Genomic DNA, 23,136 nt, shown 5'->3' on the forward strand with positions numbered 1-23,136 from the left:
CTTTCAAACAAACATCAAAAAGACCCCCTCATTCTAGTATCACTAACTAGAATGGGGGCTCTTTTTATTTTTTGAGACAGAAGCAGCTAAAGAAAAGATATTCCAAATCCGTAATTGATGGTATACTAAAACGTAACAAATAAAGGAGGAAGACAATTGATTCTTAGCGTCTTAACAGTTATTTATTTTATTAATGCAATTATTGCGGGAATTACCATTTTGTTAAAACCTCGAGATGTAGCAGCAATTTGGGCATGGCTACTCGTACTGATTGCTCTACCCGTTTTTGGTTTTTTCTTATATTTATTCTTTGGTCGCGGTTTAACCGACAAAAAGAAATTTTATTTGCAACAAAGTGATTTGCGGGAATTAGAGAATTTTCAGAATTTCCAAGAAGAAAGTTTTGAACTTTATAGTCAAAAGATGCCGACGGAGGAGCAACAACAGTTTACAGACTTTTTTTCCTCGTTAAATAGGATGCCTCTGACTAAGAAAAATGATGTTGAAATTTTTACGGATGGTACGGAAAAATTCAATGCGTTGATGGCGGATATAAAAAAAGCTCAGCACTCTATTCATATTGAATATTATGCCTTTGTAACGGATCATATCGGTACCAAAATTTTGAACTTATTAGAAGAAAAGGCGGCTGAAGGGGTTGAAGTGCGGTTGCTTTACGATGCCTTTGGCTCAAAGGGCACCAAGGTTCATCATTTGAATGAATTGAAAAAAAACGGTGGTTTTGTCCAAACGTTTATTACTTCTCAAAAAGCACTTTTGAAGTTTCGTTTGAATTATCATGATCACCGGAAAATTGTTGTTATTGACGGAAAAGTAGGCTACATTGGCGGCTTTAATGTTGCCGATCAATATGCTGGAACGACTAAAAAGTTTGGCTATTGGCGGGATACACATTTACGGATTCAAGGGCCAGCAGCCTCATTACTGCAAATGCGTTTTTTAATGGATTGGAACGTCTCTTCCCCCGAGAAAAATCGTGTGGCGTATCAATTGGATTATTTCTTTAAACTTGAAGCATTGGTGCCAGAGGCAAATACATCCATTCAGATGATTGCCAGTGGTCCTAACAGTGACCGTGAACAAATTAAATTGGCCTTTATTAAATTGATTACTTCTGCCAAGAAAAGAGTCTGGATTCAAACGCCGTATTTAGTTCCTGATGACAGTGTCTTGGCTGCTTTAAAGGTTGCTGCGGCTTCAGGAGTAGATGTTAAAATTATGATTCCAGATAAGCCCGACCATCCGTTTATTTATCGAGCAACACAGTATTACGGCCGCTTATTGATGAAAGAAAATATTGAAATTTTAATTTATAACGGTGGTTTCTTACATGCGAAAACAATGATTATGGATGATGAAGTCTGCACAGTTGGTTCAGCCAATCAAGATATCCGAAGTTACAAATTAAACTTTGAAGCAAATGCTGTGTTATATGATAAAAAAATCATTGATCAATTAGAAGCAATTTTCTTAGAAGATCGAAAAAAATGTACAACAATGACTCCAGAAGTTGTACGTGACATGTCAAAATGGTTGATTTTTAAACAACAAATTTCACGATTATTTTCACCAATTCTTTAAAACTGTTTTTCACAAAATGACGAACTTCTGATCCGAAGTTCGTCATTTTTCTTCGGGAATTTTATAAAAGTATAGAAAATCACAAAAAAAGTCAAAAAAATTTTAAAGAATATTTTTTAAATTTTTTCGTTATTTTTTTATCTGTAGTTGCTGTTAAAACAAATAAATATTATTTTGAATTCGTTATTTTATTTTTGTGAAAAAGGGACATCTTTTATAAAAGTAAAAAAAATTAAGCAAAGAGTGTTGACAAAAAAAACGAAAAGGAATATGCTACATGTACAAGTTAAATACAAAGCAATGACAGAAAAGCAGTAGAGAAATAACCACTGTTACAGAAAGCTAGTGGCGCTGGAAACTAGTACACGTTATTTATCGAATTACATTCTTGAGCTTCTGCCTACAGGGCACGGGTAACAGCGTTATTTGTTAAGAGGTATATAGTATTTTAAATAAATTAAACTATGTATAAATTTGGGTGGTACCACGAGAAATTCGTCCCTGAGTCGTTTTGACGGCTTAGGGATTTTTTGTATTCTTTTTTTGAATACGTGGCAGACCAAAGAAAATTTCGTGAACCCGTGTATACATAGAAATAAACACGGGATATCGTGTAAAAACAAGTGTGTTAATCGTTTATTTCGTTAAATGAACGATTTCCTATAAAGAGATAATTATAAATATGGAGGGTGATAACATGAATATCATTGACGAGCTAGCATGGCGTGATGCAATCAATCAACAAACAAACGAAGAAGGACTAAGAGAACTTACAGAAAATACGAGCATTTCGCTATATTGCGGTGTCGATCCAACTGGAGATAGCATGCATATTGGACATTTAATTCCTTTTATGATGATGAAACGATTCCAATTAGCAGGTCATCACCCATACATTTTAATTGGTGGCGGAACTGGAACAATTGGTGATCCAAGTGGACGAACAACCGAACGTGTCTTACAAACGATGGAAGCTGTGCAACATAATGTGGACAGTCTTTCAAACCAAATGAAAAAATTATTTGGTAAAGATGCTGAGGTAACAATGGTGAACAACTACGATTGGTTATCAGAACTATCTTTATTAGATTTTTTAAGAGATTACGGGAAAAACTTTAATGTCAACACGATGTTGGCAAAAGACATTGTCGCTAGTCGTTTAGAAAGTGGCATTTCCTTTACAGAATTCACATACCAAATTCTTCAATCAATTGACTTTTACACATTGCATAAAAAACATAATATTCAATTGCAAATTGGTGGCGCTGATCAATGGGGCAATATCACTGCAGGATTAGATTTGATTCGTAAAAAAGAAGGACCAGAAGCCAAAGTATTCGGGTTAACCATTCCTTTAATGCTAAAAGCAGATGGTACAAAATTTGGGAAAACAGCGGGTGGCGCTATCTGGTTAGATCCTAAGAAAACCTCACCATTTGAATTCTACCAATTCTGGTTAAACCAAGATGATCGTGATGTCATCAAATACTTGAAATTCTTTACTTTCTTAGATAAAGAAGAAATCGATGCGTTAGCTGAAAAAGTTGAAAAAGAACCAGGTAAACGTGAAGCACAAAGACGCTTAGCTGAAGAAGTGACACGATTTGTTCACGATGATGCAGCATTAGAAGAAGCGCAAAAAATTTCAGAAGCTCTTTTCTCAGGCAATATTAAAGACTTAACGATTGAGGAAATCGAGCAAGGGTTAGAACATGTGCCAACTGTTGAAATTACCAAAGATGCTAAAAACATCGTAGATTGGTTAGTTGACACAGAAATCGAACCATCAAAACGTCAAGCTCGCGAAGATGTGAGCGGAGGAGCTATAAGTATTAACGGTGACCGAGTTACCGATTTAGATTTTGCAGTCGATCCAACACAACATTTCGATGGAAAATTCGTTGTTGTACGGAAAGGGAAGAAAAATTACTTTTTAGCAAAAGTAATGGATTAGAAATTGATAATAATTTCACGAAGAGAAGACGTGTGATTATTTGATCAAAGTTAAAATTCTATTTCTCCTTACAGGTAGTGGTGAAACCGTTAATACACCTAATAAGAGTGGGATTGTACACACAATCCCACTCTTATTTTTTTATATAATGGTTCTGACAAGACACCTTGTGAAAAAATTATAAAATTAAAGAGCTATGATAACCATTGTTATTTTTCTTCTTTACACTTTAGCCGTTTGGGTGTAAGTTGTGAATGCAAAATCTAATTCATTAAAATTTGTAAGGAGGAATTTTCGTATGAAAAACGAAAAATTAGCAAAAGGCGAAATGAACCTTAATGCACTATTCATTGGGGACAAAGCCGAAAACGGACAATTATATAAAGACTTGTTGATCGACTTAGTAGATGAACATTTAGGATGGCGTCAAAACTACATGCCACAAGACATGCCAGTTATCTCTTCTCAAGAACGCACATCTGAAAGCTACGAAAAAACTGTCAACCATATGAAAGATGTATTGAATGAAATCTCTTCTCGCATGCGTACACATTCAGTTCCATGGCATACAGCAGGTAGATATTGGGGACATATGAACTCAGAAACATTAATGCCTTCTCTATTAGCTTACAACTTTGCAATGCTATGGAACGGGAACAACGTTGCCTATGAATCTTCTCCAGCAACTTCTCAAATGGAAGAAGAAGTAGGACATGAATTTGCTCACTTAATGAGCTACAAAAATGGTTGGGGACACATCGTTGCTGATGGTTCTTTAGCTAACTTAGAAGGCTTATGGTATGCCCGTAACATTAAATCATTACCATTTGCTATGAAAGAAGTAAAACCAGAATTAGTTGCTGGCAAATCAGATTGGGAACTATTGAACATGCCAACAAAAGAAATTATGGACTTATTAGAATCAGCTGAAGATGAAATTGATGAAATCAAAGCTCATTCAGCTCGTTCAGGTAAACATTTACAAGCAATCGGTAAATGGTTAGTTCCACAAACTAAACACTATTCTTGGTTAAAAGCTGCTGATATTATCGGTATCGGTTTAGATCAAGTTATCCCAGTACCAGTTGACCATAACTACCGTATGGATATCAACGAATTAGAAAAAATCGTTCGTGGCTTAGCAGAAGAACAAATTCCAGTGCTAGGTGTTGTCGGTGTAGTTGGTTCTACTGAAGAAGGTGCCGTTGACTCAATCGATAAAATTATTGCTTTACGTGATGAATTAATGAAAGACGGTATTTACTATTATGTACACGTGGATGCTGCTTATGGTGGTTATGGACGTGCCATCTTCTTAGACGAAGACAACAACTTCATCCCTTACGAAGATTTACAAGATGTTCATGAAGAATACGGTGTCTTCAAAGAGAAAAAAGAACACATTTCAAGAGAAGTGTATGATGCATATAAAGCAATCGAATTAGCAGAATCAGTAACAATTGACCCTCATAAAATGGGTTATATCCCTTATTCAGCTGGTGGTATCGTTATCCAAGATATCCGTATGCGCGACGTTATTTCTTACTTCGCAACTTACGTATTTGAAAAAGGTGCCGATATTCCTGCGTTACTAGGTGCTTATATCCTTGAAGGTTCAAAAGCTGGTGCAACAGCTGCTTCTGTATGGGCTGCACATCACGTTTTACCTTTAAACGTTGCAGGTTATGGTAAATTAATTGGTGCTTCAATTGAAGGCTCACATCATTTCTATAACTTCTTGAATGATTTAACATTCAAAGTTGGCGACAAAGAAATCGAAGTCCACACATTAACTCATCCAGACTTCAACATGGTTGACTATGTGTTTAAAGAAAAAGGCAACGATGATTTAGTAGCAATGAACAAATTAAACCATGATGTATATGACTATGCATCATACGTTAAAGGAAATATTTACAACAACGAATTCATTACTTCACATACTGACTTTGCTATTCCAGATTATGGCAACAGCCCATTAAAATTTGTAAACAGCTTAGGATTTAGTGACGAAGAATGGAACCGTGCAGGTAAAGTAACTGTGTTACGTGCTGCTGTAATGACTCCATACATGAACGATAAAGAAGAATTTGATGTTTACGCTCCTAAGATTCAAGCTGCTTTACAAGAAAAATTAGAACAAATTTACGACGTAAAATAATTGAATCTTAAACGGAAAAAAGAAATGGTAACCGAATGAGGGAACGTTCGTCTGATTGATTTATTTAAGAGATAAATCAATCAGATGGCTAACCTCTTAACCAATTCTTTGTCTGGGTAAGAGGCAGTCGAATGACTGTTTTACTCAGCGTATAACAGTCATTCATGCTCCTTATCCAAAATCTTATAAGGAGTGTACAAAATTGGATAAACAACAAGTTAAAAAAATTGAATTAGGTACTTTTATCGGTTTAACAATGGCATTGTGTGCAACTGTACGTAGTATCCCAACACTTGCTGCTGTTGGTTGGACATTAATTTCTTACACAATTTTCGCGGTCTTATTCTTTGCTGGTCCAATCGCATTGATATCTGGTGAATTATCTACGATGCTTCCTCAAGAAGGTGGCCCTCAACTTTGGGTTAAAACTGCCTTAGGTAGCAAATGGGGTTTTGTTGTCGCTTGGTTACTATGGGTGCAAATGTTCCCAGGAATGGTAATGGTTGCTTCTACATTAGGCCCTTTGCTAGGTAATACATTTGGTAATGTTCACTTAGGTGAAAATCATTGGTTCGTATTAGGTTGTATCTTAGTGATTTACTGGATTATTACAATCTTGAACTTGAAATTTGACATGGCGAAAGTTGGCGGAAATATTGGTGTTTGGCTAGGTGTTTACATCCCAGTATTAGTTATGTTTGTTTTAGGTCTTCTTTCAATGATTAAAGTAGGCTTAACACCTGGCGGCTATTTAGGTGCCTTCTCTTGGTCAAAAGTTTTACCAAACTTAGAAAATATGGACACATTTAAATATCTAGCAGGGATTGCGTTTATCTTTGTTGGGATTGAAATGTCTTCTGTTTATATTCCTCGTTTGAAAGATGCAACAAAAAATTATACAAAAGGCGTTTTCATTTCATTAATTGGTTTAGTTTTATTAAACGTTATTAATGCAATGTTTGTTGCTAATATTGTTCCAAATGGCAAAATGGAATTGTCTAACATTACACAACCAATTTTGCTTTATTGTGACGTTTTAGGTTTACCAACAATTATTGGTAATATCTTTAGTTTCATGGTCTTCTTAGGCGTGTTATTACAATTATCTGCTTGGGTTACTGGACCATCAAAAACAATTATTCAAGTTGCTCGTGATGGCTTATTGCCACCAAAATTTGGTTTCCATCGCGAAAATAAATATGGCGTTTCTCGTAACGTTGTGTTAACACAATCTGTGGTTATCTCATTATTCGCTTTACTTTATGGGGTAATGGATGATGTCAACGCTGTATTCTTAACTTTAACAAATGCAACAACAATTATTTATAGTATTGTGTATGTATTGATTGCGATTTCCCTAATTAAATTACGTAAATCTCAACCAGATACACTACGTCCTTACCGAATTGGTAAAAAAGGTAATGGCTTAGCTTATTTAGTGGCAGCAATGTTAATTTTTAGTGTTATCATTGTTATTTTCGCCACATTAGGTACAACAACCGTGACTGATGCAGTCTTAGTTGCATTAATCACTATTGTTATGTTTGTGATTCCGTTAATCATTAATCGCTTTAAAAAAGCAAGTTGGGCAACGGAAGTAAAAGAAGATTTAGGTGAATAAAAAGGCTAGCAATTATTTTGCTGAGTGCCTCTTCACCTGATGACTATAGTAAATTGTCGTTTGGAAACTGAAGCAAGTTCGATTATTGCTTCAGTTTTCGCTTTCCATAAAAGGAGGTTTTCATATGAAATCAACGAAACCCACTGTTTCGTTCGCTGAAAGTTTAGGCATTTTGATTGCCTTGTTAGCGATTCTCGGGTACTTAATTATTGGTCAAAAATTAACCCCTCACATACCGATTCTTTTTGTATTCATGTTGTTGTTGCTTTATGGCAAATGGAAAGGATTTTCTTGGGATGAGATCCACGAAGGCATTGTGGAAGGGATTAAACCAGGGATCATTCCGATTATTATTTTCTTGTTGATAGGTGTCTTAGTTGCTACTTGGATATTGTCTGGGACGATTCCAACAATTATGGTCTATGGTTTTAAAATTATCTCAGTGAAGTTCTTCTTACCAACCGTTTTTGTGGTCTGTGCACTAGTTGGTGTGACGGTAGGGAGCTCCTTTACGACTGTTTCAACTATGGGGATTGCCTTTCTAGGTATTGGACATATTCTTGGATTCGACAATGCGATGACAGCTGGTGCAGTTGTTTCAGGTGCCTTTTTAGGGAACAACATTTCACCGTTATCTGATACAACAAACTTAGCTGCTGGAATTGGTGGCGTGAACCTTTTTGAACATATACTAAACATGATGTACACTGTTATTCCGGCGTTTATTATTTCGATTGTCGGCTATATCTTCTTGGGGCATCAATCTGGTTCAGCGGATTTACAATCGGTTGATGCAATGATCCAAACGTTACATCAAGGATTCTGGATTTCACCGATTACATTGTTGCCAGTAGCGGTTTTATTCTTATTCGCTTGGAAAAAGGTACCAGCTATTCCAACGTTATTAGTCGGCTCTACAGTGGCGGTCATCTTAGCTTTTATAAATGATCATCACCTAAGTTTAGCGAAAGTTTCTACCATCTTAATGAGTGGTTATGTGGCAGATACAGGGGATCAAAGTATTGATACACTTTTATCTCGTGGTGGGATTGAAAGCATGTTAGGTTCTGCTGCGTTGATTATTTTGGCATTAGGTTTGGGCGGCTTGTTGATTAAGTTTAACATCGTGGCTACTTTAATTGATAAAATTAAAGGCTATGTGAATAATCCAGCCAAATTAATCGCTTTAACTGCTTTAAGTTCTGTGGGAATTAACTTACTAGTTGGCGAACAATATTTGTCAATTATTTTACCAGGGGAAACATTTAAATCCTCATTTACTCGTTTAGGTATTGATAAAAAATATTTAACTCGTACTTTGGCAGATGCTGGGGCGGCAGTCAACTCGTTAATTCCTTGGGGAGTTAGTGGTACCTTCATTATGGGAACGTTAAAAGTTGGTGCACTAGAATACTTACCATATGCCTTTTTCCCATTGCTTTGTCCCATTATCACCGTTATTTTGGGGATATTCTTAAAAAAACAACAAGGGGAAAACAAAAAAGCACCAGGGACTAACGTTGAATTGTGAGTTTTTTCAGATAATTAAACAATTGGTTACGATTGAACCTCAGTGTATCTACTGATTGGTTCAATCGTTTTTTCGTCACAGATTTTTTACAATTCTTCATATAATCTTTGAAGCTCCTTAAAGGCAATTTAATTATTCTAAGTTATGATACAAAGGATCAATCAAATAGGTGGATGAACGTGGTGTTAAACTCATAGAGACTAACAGTAGTTTATTCTTGCTCAATGTTGAGGTGTAGGTTCGAATCCTACCGTCCACTTTCTGTTATTTAAACCAACTTAGAACGAAACACAAACAAGTGACGGATACACATGATTAAGGTACAATAAGGGTAGGGAAAACAAGGAGGAATTCTTATGAAAAAGATAGGGCTTATTTCTAGTGCTTTTCTTTTAACCCTTGCTTTAGCAGCATGCGGCGGCGGAAAAAGTACAGAAAATACGGATAGTCGTTCCAGTGCTGCGGAAAGTACCACAGTCGAGAGTACAAAAGCATCTGCTACAAAAGAATCAAGTAGCAAAGCAGCAACAAAATCTAGTGATGCGAAACCGTCAGGAACAACAACAGCTGATTCGAAAGCAACAGCTTCTTCTACGAAGGAAGCGGCAAATAATGGCTCAGCAGAGAAGCAATCACCAGCGAAAAATGCGAATCCAGATGACCAAGCCAACCAAGTGCTTAACCAGCTAGCAAACATGTTTCCTGGTCAAGGCTTACCGCAGGCAATTTTAACGAGTCAAACGAATAACTTTTTAACTGCAGCGACAACTTCACAAGCGGATCAAAACAATTTCCGTGTTTTATATTATGCAGAAAAAGAAGCGATTCCAGTGAATGATGCACGTGTCAATCAGTTAACGCCAATTAGTTCTTTTGAGAAAAAAACATATGGCTCTGATGCCGAAGCAAAAAATGCAGTGAACCAAATCATTGACAATGGCGGTCAACCAGTAGATTTAGGTTACAATATTACTGGGTATAAACAAGGGGCGGCAGGTTCTAGTTACTTATCTTGGCAAGAAGGCAATTGGAGTTTAGTCGTACGGGCCTCAAATATCAATGGTGAATCGCCTGATGATTTAGCGAAAAATGTTGTCAACATTTTGGAACAAGAAACATTACCAGCACCGAATACCGTTGGTCAAATCACACTGAACGTGGCAGGAACCACTGACTATAATCGCAACTCAGTAGTTTGGCAAGCCGGTACAGTCGTTTACTCTGTCCATCATTTTGACCCAATTCAGGCAGTGAAGATGGCAACATCGATTTAAATAATCAAAAGAAAGCGTGCAACAATGCCCATTGTCGCACGCTTTCTTTTATTATTTTTGTTCTGTATAACCTTGTGACTCCACCAATTCTTGGCTTTTCTTCATGCTAATTCCCTTAGAAGAATCTCCATCAATCTGGATACCATCCACTTTTTTTGCTTTATCATAATCAAGTTTTTCATAATTAATCGTCAATTTTTCGATGGCTTGTTTGTCCTCATAGGTCAGTTTGTAATCAAGCCCTTTGATGTCCTCATATTGTTTAGAAACGGGTTCCAACGCTGTTTTTGCCTCTTCTTTTGTAATCCCCAATTTGTCATAAGAAACAATGTTTTTAGCCGTTTGCGTTAAGACTTTATCTCCTTGGTACGTATAGGTTAAGGTGGAATCAATCCCATCTTGTGGCGAACCTACAAAGGTTTTTGTCTCTATTTTTGAACCGCAACTTGCAAGAAAGAATACCCCAATAAAAATTAAAAATACGCGTAAAAACTTTTTCATTTCTAGATAACCTCCTTTAGCTGTTTATTCTTGACTGTAACATAACACGGCAAATAATTACTGTTAAGTAGAAAGCTTGTGAGAAGTCCAGCAAATAAAAAACTTGCCTCTTCTCATAAAAATGAAGAGGCAAGTTTTTTATTTAGTAATATCACTTAAATCTGGTTGTGAGTGGGCCAACCGACTGGCAGCCGCAGCCGCAATTGCGCCCACGATATCATCCAAGAATGTGTGGACATGTTCGCCATCATGCGCATTTAACTCTTTTAAAATGCCTGGTTTTACCTTGTCGATATACCCATAGTTCGTAAAACCGATAGATCCATAAACATTTACAATGGAGAGCGCCATAATTTCATCAATGCCATAAAGCCCTTCATCTTCCGTTAAAATTTCTTGTAACGGTGAGAGTAGCTTGTTTTCTTCTGCCAGAATATCCAGTTGGACACCTGTAATAATCGCGTTGTGTACTTCACGCTTTGTTAACACGGCATCAACACTTTCTAAACAAGTATCTAATGTTAAATTATCAATATAATCTTTTTGTAAAAATAACACAAGTTCAGCTAAATCATTCATTGTTACGCCACGTTCTTGCAATAAACGACGTGCGCTATTTTCTAACGTATCTCCTTGGATTACCATTTTTTGTCCTCCTAATTTCTGCTTTAGTTGAAGTTCTTCTTTCATGGTACCAAAAAGAACGATAAAGGGGAATTAGAATCTATTTTGGTAGAGAATAATTTAGTTGAAGTGTTATTTTTAGTTAAAAATTACTAAGCGTTCGGTTGTAACGATGCCATCACTTGTTTTAATTGTGTCACTGATTTTTGGAAGAGTTCTTTTTCAGCGGCATTCAGATTCAATTCAATAATGTCAGTCACACCTTGATTGCCAACGACTGCAGGAATCCCTGTAAATACATCTTGTTGCCCATATTGCCCATCTAAGTAAGCTGAGACAGGTAAAATAGCTTGTTCATTATTTAAAATGGCTTTAACAATGCGTGCAGTACTCATACCAATCCCATAATAGGTCGCTTGTTTGCGATCGATAATTTCATAAGCTGTATTTTTCACTTTATCAGAAATGATTGGTAAATCGTCACTAGTTAAGCGCTCTGTCGTATCCACCATTTCTAAAATAGGTTTGGTACCAATCATGGTATGAGACCAGACAGCCACTTCAGAATCCCCGTGTTCGCCAATAATATAGCCGTGAACATTGCGTGGATCAATCGCTAAACGTTGAGACAGTTCTTTGCGGAAACGAGTTGTGTCCAAAGTTGTACCAGTTCCAATTACTCTTGAAACAGGTAAACCAGAAGCTTGCCAAGCCACATAAGTCAGTACATCGACAGGATTTGAGGCAATCACTAAAATTCCATCAAAACCAGATTTCATGATATTGTTAACAATTGTTTTCATAATTTCTGCATTGATTGAAACCAAATCTAGACGACTTTGCCCAGGTTTTTGATTAGCACCAGCTGTAATCACGACGATATCGGCATCTTGGCAGTCTTGATAGTCGCCAGCCCAGACGTTTACATTTTCTTGACCCCAAGACACACCATCTAATAAGTCAATTGCTTCGCCTTCAGATTTGGCTTTGTCAATATCAACTAAGATTAATTCATTCGCAATCCCTTGGTTGATCATGGAATAGGCAATACTTGTGCCAACAAAACCAGTACCAATAATTGCGACTTTTTTGTTAAATACTTTCATCGTTCATCTCTTCTTTCTGTAATATTTCTTTCTTAGTGAATTATATCACGAACTTTTTAGGTGTGGTTATACCAATCTGTAATAGTCTTTATTAACAATTTAAATAAGGGAAGCGTGCTTTTTTTGTTATGATAAGAGTAGGAAAATAGAGAAGATAAGGAGGCAAAATGACAACGACAACAGTGTATTATGCAAGCAATAATGAAAAACAGCCGAACCGTTTTCAACTAGTTATCGGTAGCTGTAGCTATGAACTTCCAAAAATAGAAATCTACGAAATCCTGGAATGTGTCGCTTCAGCATATGGCTATCAAAAAGAACCATGCATTGAAGAACAAACAGAATGTTTTGTTAAAGGCAACCGTTGTATACATGTTTCCCAACAAGCGACGACGTTGACTTTTGTTGTGAATGATCTGCGTTTAGTAATGGAAAAACAATGCCGAAATCACGAAGAAGTCTTTCAAGAAGTCAATCATATTTTATTGAATATTTTTGAGGAGACCCCTTGTGTTTTTCTCGAAAAGTAGGAAAGAAGGATTAAGATGAAACAGGTGAAAATAACAACTACCTCAGACTTGATTAATGGCGGCTGCAATGCCTGTCCGAATGTGAAGTGTACGAATTATCTTGTTCATGTAGAAGATGAAACAATTGCGTTAGAAACGCTAACCGTTGCAGATTTAGTAACTTTATTAGCACTCAAAGAAGGGTTTCGTCAAAAATTAGTTATGGAAATGTTCGAAGAATATACGATGTTTGAAAGGGAAACTCATCAAGTTGTATTTAAGGAAGAGGAAACGAGAATTCTTTTTCAATCAAAAAAACAGACCATTCAAAGCACTCTTTTGTCTAAAGAACCACAACAAGTGTTCCAAGAAACCCAGCAAATTTTACACCAACTATTTGAGTTAGAACCTTTTGAATTTGAATTGGTAGAGGAAACTGATGAATAAAAAAACAGGAAAACGATTTAGCGAAAGCTAAGTCGTTCTCCTGTTTTTTAGGCTTGTCGTTCACGAATTTTTTCAACGATTCGGTTATAAACTTCAGAGAAGGAAGTATTGGCATGGTGATCGGTCTGGACAATGAAAATTTTTCGAGAAGCAAAGGACTGATCAATTGGTTGCCAAGGGATCTCATCGGAAATAGATAATCGAGAAACAATTGATTGCCCAATGTTATTTTTTAGCAATTGTAACAGGACTTCGTTGTTGTTTAATTCGATAATTGGTAAGTTGATGCTGTGTTCATTGAGATAAAGCTCATTGAAAAAACGTAAGCCAGAGTTCTTTTCTCTTAAGAGCCAAAATTTTGAAGCGGCATCTCCTGCTAGAACTAGTTGGTCTTCATAAACAATTTCTTTGTGTAGATTTTTGGTTTCAATGGGTTTTTCAATTAGTCCAATGTGGGCATGATTATTTTGAACCATATCCACGACTTCGTTTGAATTCATCAGTTGAATCGAAAAGTTGATGAGTGGAAAAGCGGTAACCAAACTCTCCATAATATCTGGCAGTAAATAAATAGCAACTGTATTTGAAGAGGCTATAATGCAGTCTTCTTTAAAGTTCTCTTTTTCTGCAGCTTGCGCAAAAGAAGTGGTTAAGCTTTCAATAATCGAGAGCATTTTTGGATATAAAAAATCAGCTTCTTTGGTAGGAATAACCGATTGTTTTCCATTACGATAGAACAGCTTGATCGAAAAGTGTTGCTCTAATTTCTTGATTTGCAAAGAAACAGTTGGCTGAGAAATATACAATTGTTTAGCCGCCGCACTAAAATTTTTGGTTTCATACACAGCAATAAATGTTTTGATCCATTCGAACATAAAATCGCCTCTTTCTATTTACTATCTTAATAGTTGTTATTGCAAATATTTATTTTACAAATATAAATATTTCATTTAGTATAATAACATACTTTTGATTAATATCAATAATAATAAATAAAGACGGAGTGTGACTACATAATGGTAGAAAGTGCGAAAAAATTCTTGCGGAAAGTCCCGATTCCCATTTGCGGACTAATTTTAGGGATGGTTTCTTTGGGGAATTTACTTTATTCCTTGGGATATGCAACAATTGGGACCATTTATTGTGTACTTGGCAGTCTCTTAATGATTTTAGTTATTTTAAAAATTATTTTTACAATGAAACATGCATTAAGCACCTTAGATGATCCAATTATTGCTTCGGTATCACCAACATTTACAATGGCTTTAATGGTTATCTGTGTTTTCTTAGATCGGATATTTACCAATGCTGCTTGGATTAACGTGTTGTGGATTGGCGCAGTGATTTTACATTTTATTTTAATGATTTATTTTGTAGCGGTGCATATTTTTCCAACAAAAATCGAACTGGAACATATTTATCCAAGCTGGTTTATTACGTTTGTCGGCATTGGCGTTATTCCTAATACTTCTCAATTGTTTATCAATGAGTTGGGAAAAATTGTTTTTTGGGTAGCGTTGTTCTTTTATTTACTCTTGTTACCAATTTTAATCAAGAGAATTACGAAGTCGAAAGAAATGCCTGAATCGACCATTCCTTTATTGACGATTATGACAGCGCCAGGTTCGTTATGTTTAGCTGGCTATATTTCAATGGGTGGTCATTTGTATATGCCATTAGTTGTTTTCTTGCTAATTTTATCTCAATGTATTTATGGGATTGTAGTAGTGAATCTATATAAAATTATGCAAGTGACATTCTATCCAAGTTATGCTGCCTTTACATTCCCATTAGTAATTTCTGCGACAGCATTAGTCAAAGTTAAACCTTTATTTGCAGAAAAGGTAGGCCTAACGAGTCTGTTAAATATTTTGTCTACTTTTGAACTTTTATTAGCTGTGGCTATTGTAAGTTATGTGTTCATTCGATATTGCATTTTTTTATTCCAAAGAGAAAATAACACGAAAAAAGTGGAATTAAATTAAAAAAAAGAGAGGAAGCAAAGAGGTGAAGAAACTATTAATTACTGGAGGAGCTGGCTTTATTGGTTCTAATTTGGCTAATTTTTATAGTCAACAGTATCAAGTTTTTGTGATTGATGATTTGTCCATGGGGCGAGTGTCAAATTTGCAACAAACTGAGCAGTTGGTTTTTATTAAAGGAAGTGTGACGAATCAGCAATTATTGGACGAAGTACTTTCAAAGCATTCGTTTGAGTATATCTTTCATCTTGCGGCCGTGGCAAGCGTGGCAAGTTCTGTGGCACAGCCTCTAGAGACCCACGAGGTCAATTTTTTAAGTGTATTGAAAATATTGGAATCAATAAAAAAATATCAAAAAGAGCTCAAACGTTTTGTTTTTGCTTCGTCGGCAGCCGTTTACGGTGTAGAGCCAACGTTGCCTAAAAGAGAAACTTCGATGATTTGCCCTTTGAGTCCCTATGCTATTGATAAGTTTGCTGCTGAACGTTATGTTCTCAATGAATACCATTTACATGGGGTACCTACAAGCGCAGTTCGCTTCTTTAATGTCTATGGTCCCAATCAAAATCCTGCTTCACCCTATTCTGGTGTCCTGTCCATTTTGATGGATCGTTATATCCAATTAGAGCAAGGGCAAGCGAGCCAATTTCAAATATTTGGAGATGGTCAGCAAACACGTGACTTTATCTACATTGAGGATGTCCTAACTGCATTAAATTTAGTAGCAACCAAAAGTGAAGCGTTGGGACATGTTTATAATGTGGGTACCGAAGTTGCCATTTCCCTTAATCAATTAATTGAAGAAATGAACCAATTAGTGGGACTTTCTTTGCCAGTTTCTTATCAAAAGGAACGAGATGGCGATATAAAATATTCTCTTTCAGATAGTTCTGCTTTGAAAGGTTTAGGTTTTTCGCCCGTTTATTCAATTCAAGAAGGACTTCAAAAATATCTTAAGTTTACCCATAATACCCAAAATAGATAAAAAAAGACGAGACTTATTTGTTAAGTCTCGCCTTTTTTTGTGCAAATGTTTCGCCCCAATGGCAAAGTGAAGAGAGGGCATCGTAAAGAGCATATCCTTCCGGAGTGAGCGTATATTCCACACGCGGGGGTAGTTCGTTAAAGGATTCTCGATGGACTAGGCCATCTTTTTCCATTTCTCTCAAGCGATCTGTCAGGACGCGCTGAGTGATTCCGTCGAGCGCACGCATCAATTCACCGTTGCGCTTGGTTCCTTGGAATAATTCATCCATTAATGATAATTTCCATTTGCCGTTAATGGTGGAAAGGGCTAAGTTGATACTGGTTTGTTTATCAGTTGTCATAGTTTCTCCTTGTGACACGTAATGGTTACTTTTTTCTTCCTAGGTGAATAAAAAGTGCGTACTTTTTTTCTCCATCATAGTGAGTAATAATAACTATGTCAAGTAAGGTAAGAGGAAGGAAGAAGAAATATGATGTATCAAGATGTTGTTCGCAGCCGACGTTCAGTTCGGGATTTTATGCCAGATGTTGAGATTCCTAAAGAGGAATTAATGGCCATAATTGAGGAAGCGATGTTCGCGCCAAATAGTACCAATTTAAATTCATGGCGTTTTTTAATTGTCACAGAAAAAGAACAAAAAGAAGCCCTTTACGAAGTTTCGATGCAACAACCAGCAGTTAAAGGGGCAGCGGCGGTGATTATTTTATTAGGTAATTTGACTGCTTATACAGTGGCCAATGCAGATGAAATCAGTGCTAAAGCTGTCGCACAAGGAACGATGACGGAAGAAATTCGTCAAGGAATTAATGAAAATGTTTCTTGGTACTATGATGTTAGCGAAGAACAAAAAAGAGAGTGGCTAATGTTAGACCAAGGCTTAGTTGCGATGCAGCTGATGCTTTCTGCAAAAGATCGAGGCTATGATACTGTGGCGATGTCTGGTTTTGAAACAGAAGCTGTTCGCAAGTTATTTAATATTGAGGATCATTTAGTGAACGGACTGATTATTCCGATTGGCAAAGCTCAAACACCCGGCTTTGAAACAGTCCGACGAGATGTTTCAGAAGTAGTAACTTGGTTAGATTAAAAAGCTAAACAGTTCTGCAATTGCTGTTTATTAGATTTTGAGCGTGGAACAAACATCCAAAGTGATTGTTGTCCCACGTTCGTTTTTTTGTTGATCATCCGCTTTTGAGAATGGCCAGAGAAGACGTTTAGTGAACCAATTTTGAAAGAAAGTGATACACTAGAAGAAAAAGAAGTGGGGCGACCTTATGCGTTATGTCATAATGCAGTCACGAGATATTCGTGAAAATTTAGCAACGGAAGATTATCTATTAAACACTCTCTCTTTTGAAGAGCCCTTAGTGTTGTTTTATATTCAGGAACCCTGTGTTATTTTAGGCCGAAATCAAAATGCTTATGAAGAAATTGACTTAGCTTATGCTAGAGAGAAGGGAATCGTTATTACTCGCCGTTTATCGGGCGGTGGTGCTGTTTATGATGATCTCGGGAATGTCAGCTTTAGTTTTGTTGTTCAGGAAGGACATCAAGCTTTTGGGGATTTTAAAGCGTTCACTAAACCAATTATTGAAGCATTACATAAAATGGGCGCAACGGGGGCCGAGATTAGCGGTCGCAATGATTTATTAATTGATGGGAAAAAATTTTCTGGCAATGCCATGTATACAAAAAAGGGGAAGATGTATACTCATGGTACCTTGATGTATGATGTTGATTTGGCAGAAGTTCAACGTGTCTTAACTGTTTCTAAGAAAAAAATTGAATCAAAAGGGACAAAATCTGTTCGGGGACGCGTAACCAATTTACGGCCGTACTTAGACGAAAAATATCAACAATTAACCATCGAGGAATTTCGCAATCGTTTACTGATGGAGCTCTTTGATGTTGAATCTCTAACTGAAATTGCGGAGAAAGAATATGTCCTAACCAAAGCAGATCAGCAGGAAATTAGGAAATTGGTCGCTGAAGTGTATGGCAATGAAGCTTGGGTTTTTGGTGAAGCGCCTAAATTTACGATCAAAAAAGAAGAAAAGTTTAAAGGCGGCATTGTGGATGCACGTTTGACTGTTGAAAAAGGTAAAATAATTGAGTTAACGATTTATGGTGATTACTTTGCCAAAAAAGAAACAGCGGAAATCGTTGCGGCTTTATTAGGTGTGGACTATCAGTATTCATCAATTTGGCAAGCATTAGCAGCATTTAACTTTGAAGACTACTTTGTAAATATCACCAAAGAAGAATTTGTTCATTTATTGGTGGATTAATAAACGTGCTGGGACAAAAGTTAAAGAATCTTTTGTCCCAGCACGTTTATTTAATGATGGTTGGCTCTTGCTAGAAAAATTTTCCATGAACGTCCCAATTGCCAGTATCTTTGGCTTTTTTCAATGTTTGCATTCGACGGAAGCCAACAGGATGATCGGATAAGAAGTTACTCAATTTAAGCCAGATGGTATCATCATGTAAATCAATACTGTGAAAGTATTCTTCTAAATCCACACGACTGCCCATGTATTTTCCTGAAAATAAATAAATCATACTTAAAGCACCTTCTTCGGCGTAGTATAAACCTGCGCGATCAGCGGTATATTCTTGCGTTCTTGTAAAACTTTTATCTAACGCAACTGGTTTCAAAATAATGGATAACATTAGCCGCCATAAATTAGTGTGTCCACATTTATGGTGTCCTAGCTCGTGTGCCAAAATAAAGCGAATCAGCGAAAAATCGCCTGTATTGTACGCGATGTCCAACAAATCACTGTGAATGACAACATAGCGTCTGTGTAAAGAGCATTTTGCCGCAAAAGCGTTTAAGACACCATTCCCGTTGATTAAATAAAGACGTGGCATCCTTAATTTTTTAGTGCCAAAGCCCATTTCTTTTGCCAAATCAATATATAAAGAATAAATTTCTGGTAACTGATTTTCTGTAATTTCCACTCCGTTAGAAGCAGTATCCATGTACATATAACGAATGGTAAAAAAAGCAATGACTGGCGCAATTGGTGCAATTAAGACAATTAATAACCAGTCAGGAATCGGCAAATCACTCAATATCAATAAAGCAACTAACCCCAATGCTAAAAACAATAAAACAAAACCAATGATAATCATTGGTAATTCAAAACGATAACGTAACTTAGCAACAGAAATTTCTTTCTTTTTTTCCTGCGGTTGACACATAAACATTCCTCCCCCAACATTTCCCAAACACTTTTTCAAATAAAATGACTTATCTGTTACTTCTAATATACCATTGGTTAATCGATAATGACAATGGTGGGAACTTGAATAAAGGTAATTATATCAAGTGATTAATGAAAGGGACTCGTTGTACGCGGGAAATTGGTCTATCTTGATTAAATAAAATTTTAATAATCTAACTGTTTTAGACGTAATAAAGTAGTTTCTGGAGTTAATTTTTTAATAACATACAAACGCAAAATCGCATGTTCAATTTTTTGTTCTTCTGGCGATAGCGCCGAATTTATATAGGATAACTTCTCGATTAAATAGGTTAAAAATGAGCCAGCGCCTTGGCTGCCCACTAAAAAGCCCATTTCTTCCGTTTCGGTTAATTGTTGTTTTTTTAAGTGGTAAATTTCTTGTGCAAGTGCCCCCGAGATAATGATTTCATCTGTTTGCTTGTTCAAATTTGTTAGTAAGTCGCTTTTTGTTGCTACTGTAACAGTTTCCATTGCACTCATCCTTTGCTTTTATATGATACATCTAGTATAACATGGTCTCACTTTTTTTATTTTTCCTCTTGCTCTGGTACGCGTTTCATAAGGTAAGCTATGTGTATCAAAATATTGGAGGGCATGAAAATGAATGTTATAGTGGAGATAAGCGATAGACTTGGTATGGATTACTATTTTGTCTCGGTGACTACGACGGCCAAAAGTCTGCAGTTAAATAGTCCCAAAAAATACTATAAGATTTGGCATCAAGAAATTCCGTACCATCAGATAACGGAGTGGCACTTGACACAGCAGGAGGATATTCAGGAAATTTCTTTTGCTTGGCAGGAGACCTTTTATCGTTTTGTTGATTACGGGACAGGGATTGTGCCTTATTTAACTCAATTTTGTAAAGTAATGGGGTGAAAGTATGACAACAATTCGAGAAATTGCGCGCCTTTCAGGATCTTCAGTCACGACTGTTTCGCGTGTGATTAATCATCATCCGTATGTTTCTGAAGAAAAACGACTGAAAATCCAAGCAATTATCGATGAGTTGGGCTATAAGCCCAATATATTAGCGAGAAATCTTAGCTTTGGGAAAAGTAATACATTAGGTGTCATGGTTCCTTATACGAATCAACCTTATTTTGATGCTATTTTAAGTGGGATTATCCACCAAGCATTTCAGCAAGGGATGATGGTCAGTTTATTACCAACGGATTATGATAAAGAAGTTGAAAAAAGTTACTTGGAAAAAATGGCCACGGGTGCGTTTGATGGCATGATTGTTTTGTCAAAGGCAAATCCTTTAAGTGTGTTTGCTCCATATAAAGAGCAAGTTGTTTTTTGTGAAAAAATAGAAGACCCTAGTTATGCTAGTATCTATATCGATCGTTTAACCGTTTATCGGCGGGTTTTCCAAGCGTTGAAACAACAAGGATGTAGTGAAGTGGCAATTACGATTAACCGTGCACCAGAAAAAAGTACAAGCGCACGCTATTTAGTTGACGCATATCAGGAAATTTATGGAGCGATTCCTGAAAATCGGTTATTTAAGGACTGTTTAACCTATGAAGATGGGTGTGAAGTAGGACGTCACTGTGGGCAAGATCCAACGCTCCAAGCGGTTGTGACCAACGGTGATGAAATTGCCGCAGGGATTCAAGCCGTTATTGAAAGACCACTCTTTTTAGTGGGACAGGAACAAACTTTATTAAGTGAAATTTTAAATTTTTCAACAATCTGTCATCCATTAATGGAGTTAGGGGAAAAAGCCACACATTTATTTCAAGAAAAACGGCCGAAAACGATTCAATTGACTTCTACATTTATTAATCGACAACCAGATTTTTCTTTTTCTTAGAAAAAAGCTGGTTGTTTTTTCTTTGGTAGAATAAGGTTTTTCACTAAAAAATAAAAAAACTTACAAAAAGTAAGACAAAAAGCTTTACTTACTTTTAGTAAGGTAGTATAGTAAGCATGTAAACAAAATTAAATGAATTTACTGAGGAAATTCGAAAGGATGAACATATTATGTCAAAATTTACTGAAATGATGAAAAACCGTCGTTCAATCTATGCTTTAGGAGAAAACTTACCAATTTCAAAAGAAGAAGTAACTGCTTTAGTAAAAGAAGTTGTTAGAGAAAGTCCAACAGCTTTTAACTCTCAAACACAACGTGTTGTGTTCTTATTCGGCGATGCTCACAAAAAATTATGGGCAATGACTGAAGATGCCTTAAAACCATTAACTCCAGCAGAAGCATTTCCAAACACACAAGCTAAATTACAAGGTTTTGCAGCTGGTGCGGGCACAATTTTATTCTTTGAAGATACAGATATCGTGAAAAACTTACAAGATAGCTTTCCATTATATGCGGATAACTTCCCTGTTTGGTCTGAACAAGCAACTGGTTTAACACAAGCGAACGTTTGGACTGCCTTAGCGCAAGAAAATATCGGCGCAAACTTACAACACTACAACCCAGTCATTGACGAAGCGGTTGCTGCAGAATGGTCAATTCCTGCAAACTGGAATTTACGTGCACAAATGGTTATTGGTTCCATTGAAGCGCCAGCTGGCGAAAAAGAATACATGGAAGATAGTGCTCGTTTTAAAGAATTCAACTAAATCATTGCTTTAGTAAAACGAAGAGGAAAGGAGTGAAAGCAAATGGTTCAAGCATTACCAAGTAATATTGGGATTCAACAAGTCACTTTGAAAGTGGCTGATTTAGATAAAATGGTAAACTTTTATACGAAAACAATTGGCTTAAAACTTTTAAAACAAGGAGAGGGACGTGCTTGGCTAGCGCCACAAGGCACCAACGATGCAATTCTTGTCTTAAAAGAACTAACGGCTGGGGAAGAAAATCAGGGTACCACTGGCTTGTACCATATTGCTTTCCTGCTACCAACCCGCAAAGATTTAGGCAATATGTTGCTGTGGCTTTTGCAGGAAAATGTGCAAATTGGCGCAGCAGATCATGGCTATAGTGAAGCCCTTTACTTAAGTGATCCAGAAAATAATGGCATTGAAATTTATTGGGATAAACCAGAAGAAGTCTGGGATATTCGTCCAAATGGTGAAATTATCGGTGTGACAGAAGAATTAGACGGTGATAGTTTAGCTGCAGAAGCTGACGGTCACTGGCTAGGAATTTCCGAAGGTTCTAAAATTGGGCACATTCATTTGAAAGTGGCCGATTTAGATACCACTGAAACGTTCTATAAAAATTTAGGGTTTGGCTTAAAGTCTAACTTTGGTCAACAAGCGAAGTTTTTTGCAGCGGGTCAGTACCATCATCATATTGGGACAAATACATGGAGCGGCAAACAGCTGCCAACGATTCAAGAAAATCAATTTGGCTTAGAAAATTACACCTTCCGTTTACCAACTGCGGCAGATTTAGAGATCGTCCAAGCCAATGCGGAAGAAGCAAAGTTACATTTTATTGCCAAAGATCATTTACTTGCGTTAGAAGATCCTAGCGGCATGATTATTCAATTCACCTATTAAAACCACTCTCAAACTAGCCCTTCGTTAGAAAATGAAGGACTAGTTTTTTTGTCTTGTTTGCATTATTTTGCATTCGTTTGCAAAAAAATGCAAAAGATGCTATCTTTACTT

23 protein-coding genes and 1 other annotated feature are annotated in these 23,136 nt (G+C 36.6%); of the genes, 16 read left to right on the forward strand and 7 right to left on the reverse strand.

The features are described 5' to 3' along the window. Positions 1-156: 156 nt before the first annotated feature. The 6 genes from cls to IGL37_RS01935 all read left to right on the forward strand — a co-directional run bounded on the left by cls (position 157) and on the right by IGL37_RS01935 (position 10,143). Complete coding sequence (gene cls / locus IGL37_RS01910; protein ID WP_002361214.1) at positions 157-1,602, forward strand: cardiolipin synthase; 1,446 nt, start codon at positions 157-159, stop codon at positions 1,600-1,602. Between the two features lie 291 nt (positions 1,603-1,893). Beyond that, positions 1,894-2,108, forward strand: a binding site (T-box leader). Between the two features lie 191 nt (positions 2,109-2,299). After that, a complete protein-coding gene (tyrS, locus tag IGL37_RS01915) occupies positions 2,300-3,556 on the forward strand; it encodes a tyrosine--tRNA ligase (RefSeq protein WP_002355444.1) in 1,257 nt (418 codons plus the stop codon). 298 nt (positions 3,557-3,854) lie between these two features. After that, positions 3,855-5,717: a tyrosine decarboxylase gene (gene tdc / locus IGL37_RS01920; protein WP_002355450.1), complete on the forward strand. Its 1,863-nt coding sequence runs from the start codon at positions 3,855-3,857 to the stop codon at positions 5,715-5,717. A 202-nt stretch (positions 5,718-5,919) separates the two neighbouring features. Continuing rightward, positions 5,920-7,338, forward strand: coding sequence for a tyrosine-tyramine antiporter (gene tyrP / locus IGL37_RS01925; RefSeq protein WP_002355453.1), 1,419 nt, complete (start codon positions 5,920-5,922; stop codon positions 7,336-7,338). Between the two features lie 124 nt (positions 7,339-7,462). Beyond that, positions 7,463-8,869 (forward strand): Na+/H+ antiporter NhaC, encoded by a 1,407-nt coding sequence (gene nhaC, locus IGL37_RS01930; protein ID WP_033918192.1) that lies wholly within the window; start codon positions 7,463-7,465, stop codon positions 8,867-8,869. 356 nt (positions 8,870-9,225) lie between these two features. Beyond that, positions 9,226-10,143, forward strand: a complete 918-nt coding sequence (locus tag IGL37_RS01935) for a hypothetical protein (protein WP_002380063.1) — start codon at positions 9,226-9,228, stop codon at positions 10,141-10,143. A gap of 51 nt (positions 10,144-10,194) precedes the next feature. Here the strand turns inward: IGL37_RS01935 and IGL37_RS01940 are convergent, their stop codons facing one another. From IGL37_RS01940 to IGL37_RS01950, 3 genes are all read right to left on the reverse strand, one after another. Then, complete coding sequence (locus tag IGL37_RS01940; protein ID WP_002355456.1) at positions 10,195-10,644, reverse strand: YehR family lipoprotein; 450 nt, start codon at positions 10,642-10,644, stop codon at positions 10,195-10,197. A 138-nt stretch (positions 10,645-10,782) separates the two neighbouring features. After that, on the reverse strand, positions 10,783-11,289 hold the full coding sequence (locus IGL37_RS01945) for a phosphatidylglycerophosphatase A family protein (protein WP_002355457.1): 507 nt from the start codon (positions 11,287-11,289) through the stop codon (positions 10,783-10,785). Positions 11,290-11,420: 131 nt separating this feature from the next. After that, positions 11,421-12,374 (reverse strand): L-lactate dehydrogenase, encoded by a 954-nt coding sequence (locus IGL37_RS01950; protein ID WP_002379088.1) that lies wholly within the window; start codon positions 12,372-12,374, stop codon positions 11,421-11,423. A 167-nt stretch (positions 12,375-12,541) separates the two neighbouring features. On the opposite strand from IGL37_RS01950, the gene IGL37_RS01955 reads away from it, so the two are divergent. After that, positions 12,542-12,904 carry a DUF4809 family protein gene (locus tag IGL37_RS01955; RefSeq protein ID WP_010822523.1) on the forward strand — a complete coding sequence of 121 codons (363 nt, stop codon included), beginning with the start codon at positions 12,542-12,544 and terminating at the stop codon, positions 12,902-12,904. Between the two features lie 15 nt (positions 12,905-12,919). Then, positions 12,920-13,330, forward strand: coding sequence for a DUF4809 family protein (locus IGL37_RS01960; protein ID WP_002370887.1), 411 nt, complete (start codon positions 12,920-12,922; stop codon positions 13,328-13,330). 47 nt (positions 13,331-13,377) lie between these two features. Here IGL37_RS01960 and IGL37_RS01965 read toward each other — a convergent pair whose 3' ends face one another. Continuing rightward, complete coding sequence (locus tag IGL37_RS01965) at positions 13,378-14,205, reverse strand: LysR family transcriptional regulator (RefSeq protein WP_002355461.1); 828 nt, start codon at positions 14,203-14,205, stop codon at positions 13,378-13,380. A 141-nt stretch (positions 14,206-14,346) separates the two neighbouring features. Between IGL37_RS01965 and IGL37_RS01970 the strand changes: the two genes are divergently transcribed. Beyond that, positions 14,347-15,315: a TDT family transporter gene (locus tag IGL37_RS01970; protein WP_002355462.1), complete on the forward strand. Its 969-nt coding sequence runs from the start codon at positions 14,347-14,349 to the stop codon at positions 15,313-15,315. Positions 15,316-15,337: 22 nt separating this feature from the next. Next, entirely contained in the window at positions 15,338-16,297 is a 960-nt protein-coding gene (locus IGL37_RS01975) for a GDP-mannose 4,6-dehydratase (RefSeq protein WP_033918191.1), read from the forward strand. A gap of 13 nt (positions 16,298-16,310) precedes the next feature. On the opposite strand, the gene IGL37_RS01980 is transcribed toward IGL37_RS01975, so the two are convergent. Continuing rightward, a complete protein-coding gene (locus tag IGL37_RS01980; RefSeq protein WP_002355464.1) occupies positions 16,311-16,658 on the reverse strand; it encodes a winged helix-turn-helix transcriptional regulator in 348 nt (115 codons plus the stop codon). A 111-nt stretch (positions 16,659-16,769) separates the two neighbouring features. On the opposite strand from IGL37_RS01980, the gene IGL37_RS01985 reads away from it, so the two are divergent. Then, positions 16,770-17,387, forward strand: a complete 618-nt coding sequence (locus IGL37_RS01985) for a nitroreductase family protein (RefSeq protein ID WP_033918190.1) — start codon at positions 16,770-16,772, stop codon at positions 17,385-17,387. A 187-nt stretch (positions 17,388-17,574) separates the two neighbouring features. After that, a complete protein-coding gene (locus IGL37_RS01990; protein WP_033659515.1) occupies positions 17,575-18,588 on the forward strand; it encodes a lipoate--protein ligase in 1,014 nt (337 codons plus the stop codon). A 70-nt stretch (positions 18,589-18,658) separates the two neighbouring features. On the opposite strand, the gene IGL37_RS01995 is transcribed toward IGL37_RS01990, so the two are convergent. Together IGL37_RS01995 and IGL37_RS02000 are read right to left on the reverse strand one after the other, a co-directional pair. After that, positions 18,659-19,513 (reverse strand): M48 family metallopeptidase, encoded by an 855-nt coding sequence (locus IGL37_RS01995; protein WP_002384882.1) that lies wholly within the window; start codon positions 19,511-19,513, stop codon positions 18,659-18,661. A 182-nt stretch (positions 19,514-19,695) separates the two neighbouring features. Continuing rightward, positions 19,696-20,031 carry a hypothetical protein gene (locus IGL37_RS02000; RefSeq protein ID WP_002358645.1) on the reverse strand — a complete coding sequence of 112 codons (336 nt, stop codon included), beginning with the start codon at positions 20,029-20,031 and terminating at the stop codon, positions 19,696-19,698. A gap of 114 nt (positions 20,032-20,145) precedes the next feature. On the opposite strand from IGL37_RS02000, the gene IGL37_RS02005 reads away from it, so the two are divergent. From IGL37_RS02005 to IGL37_RS02020, 4 genes are all read left to right on the forward strand, one after another. Continuing rightward, entirely contained in the window at positions 20,146-20,430 is a 285-nt protein-coding gene (locus IGL37_RS02005; protein ID WP_002364844.1) for a hypothetical protein, read from the forward strand. A 4-nt stretch (positions 20,431-20,434) separates the two neighbouring features. Continuing rightward, on the forward strand, positions 20,435-21,370 hold the full coding sequence (locus IGL37_RS02010) for a LacI family DNA-binding transcriptional regulator (protein ID WP_002361227.1): 936 nt from the start codon (positions 20,435-20,437) through the stop codon (positions 21,368-21,370). A gap of 170 nt (positions 21,371-21,540) precedes the next feature. Then, the gene (locus IGL37_RS02015) at positions 21,541-22,137 is read left to right on the forward strand and encodes a nitroreductase family protein (protein ID WP_002355475.1); all 597 of its coding nucleotides are present in this window, start codon (positions 21,541-21,543) and stop codon (positions 22,135-22,137) included. A gap of 42 nt (positions 22,138-22,179) precedes the next feature. Beyond that, on the forward strand, positions 22,180-23,025 hold the full coding sequence (locus tag IGL37_RS02020) for a VOC family protein (protein WP_002355476.1): 846 nt from the start codon (positions 22,180-22,182) through the stop codon (positions 23,023-23,025). The last annotated feature ends 111 nt before the right edge of the window (positions 23,026-23,136 follow it).

The sequence above is a fragment of the Enterococcus sp. AZ119 genome (assembly GCF_050546175.1).
In the GTDB taxonomy this organism is placed as follows: Bacteria; Bacillota; Bacilli; order Lactobacillales; family Enterococcaceae; genus Enterococcus; species Enterococcus faecalis.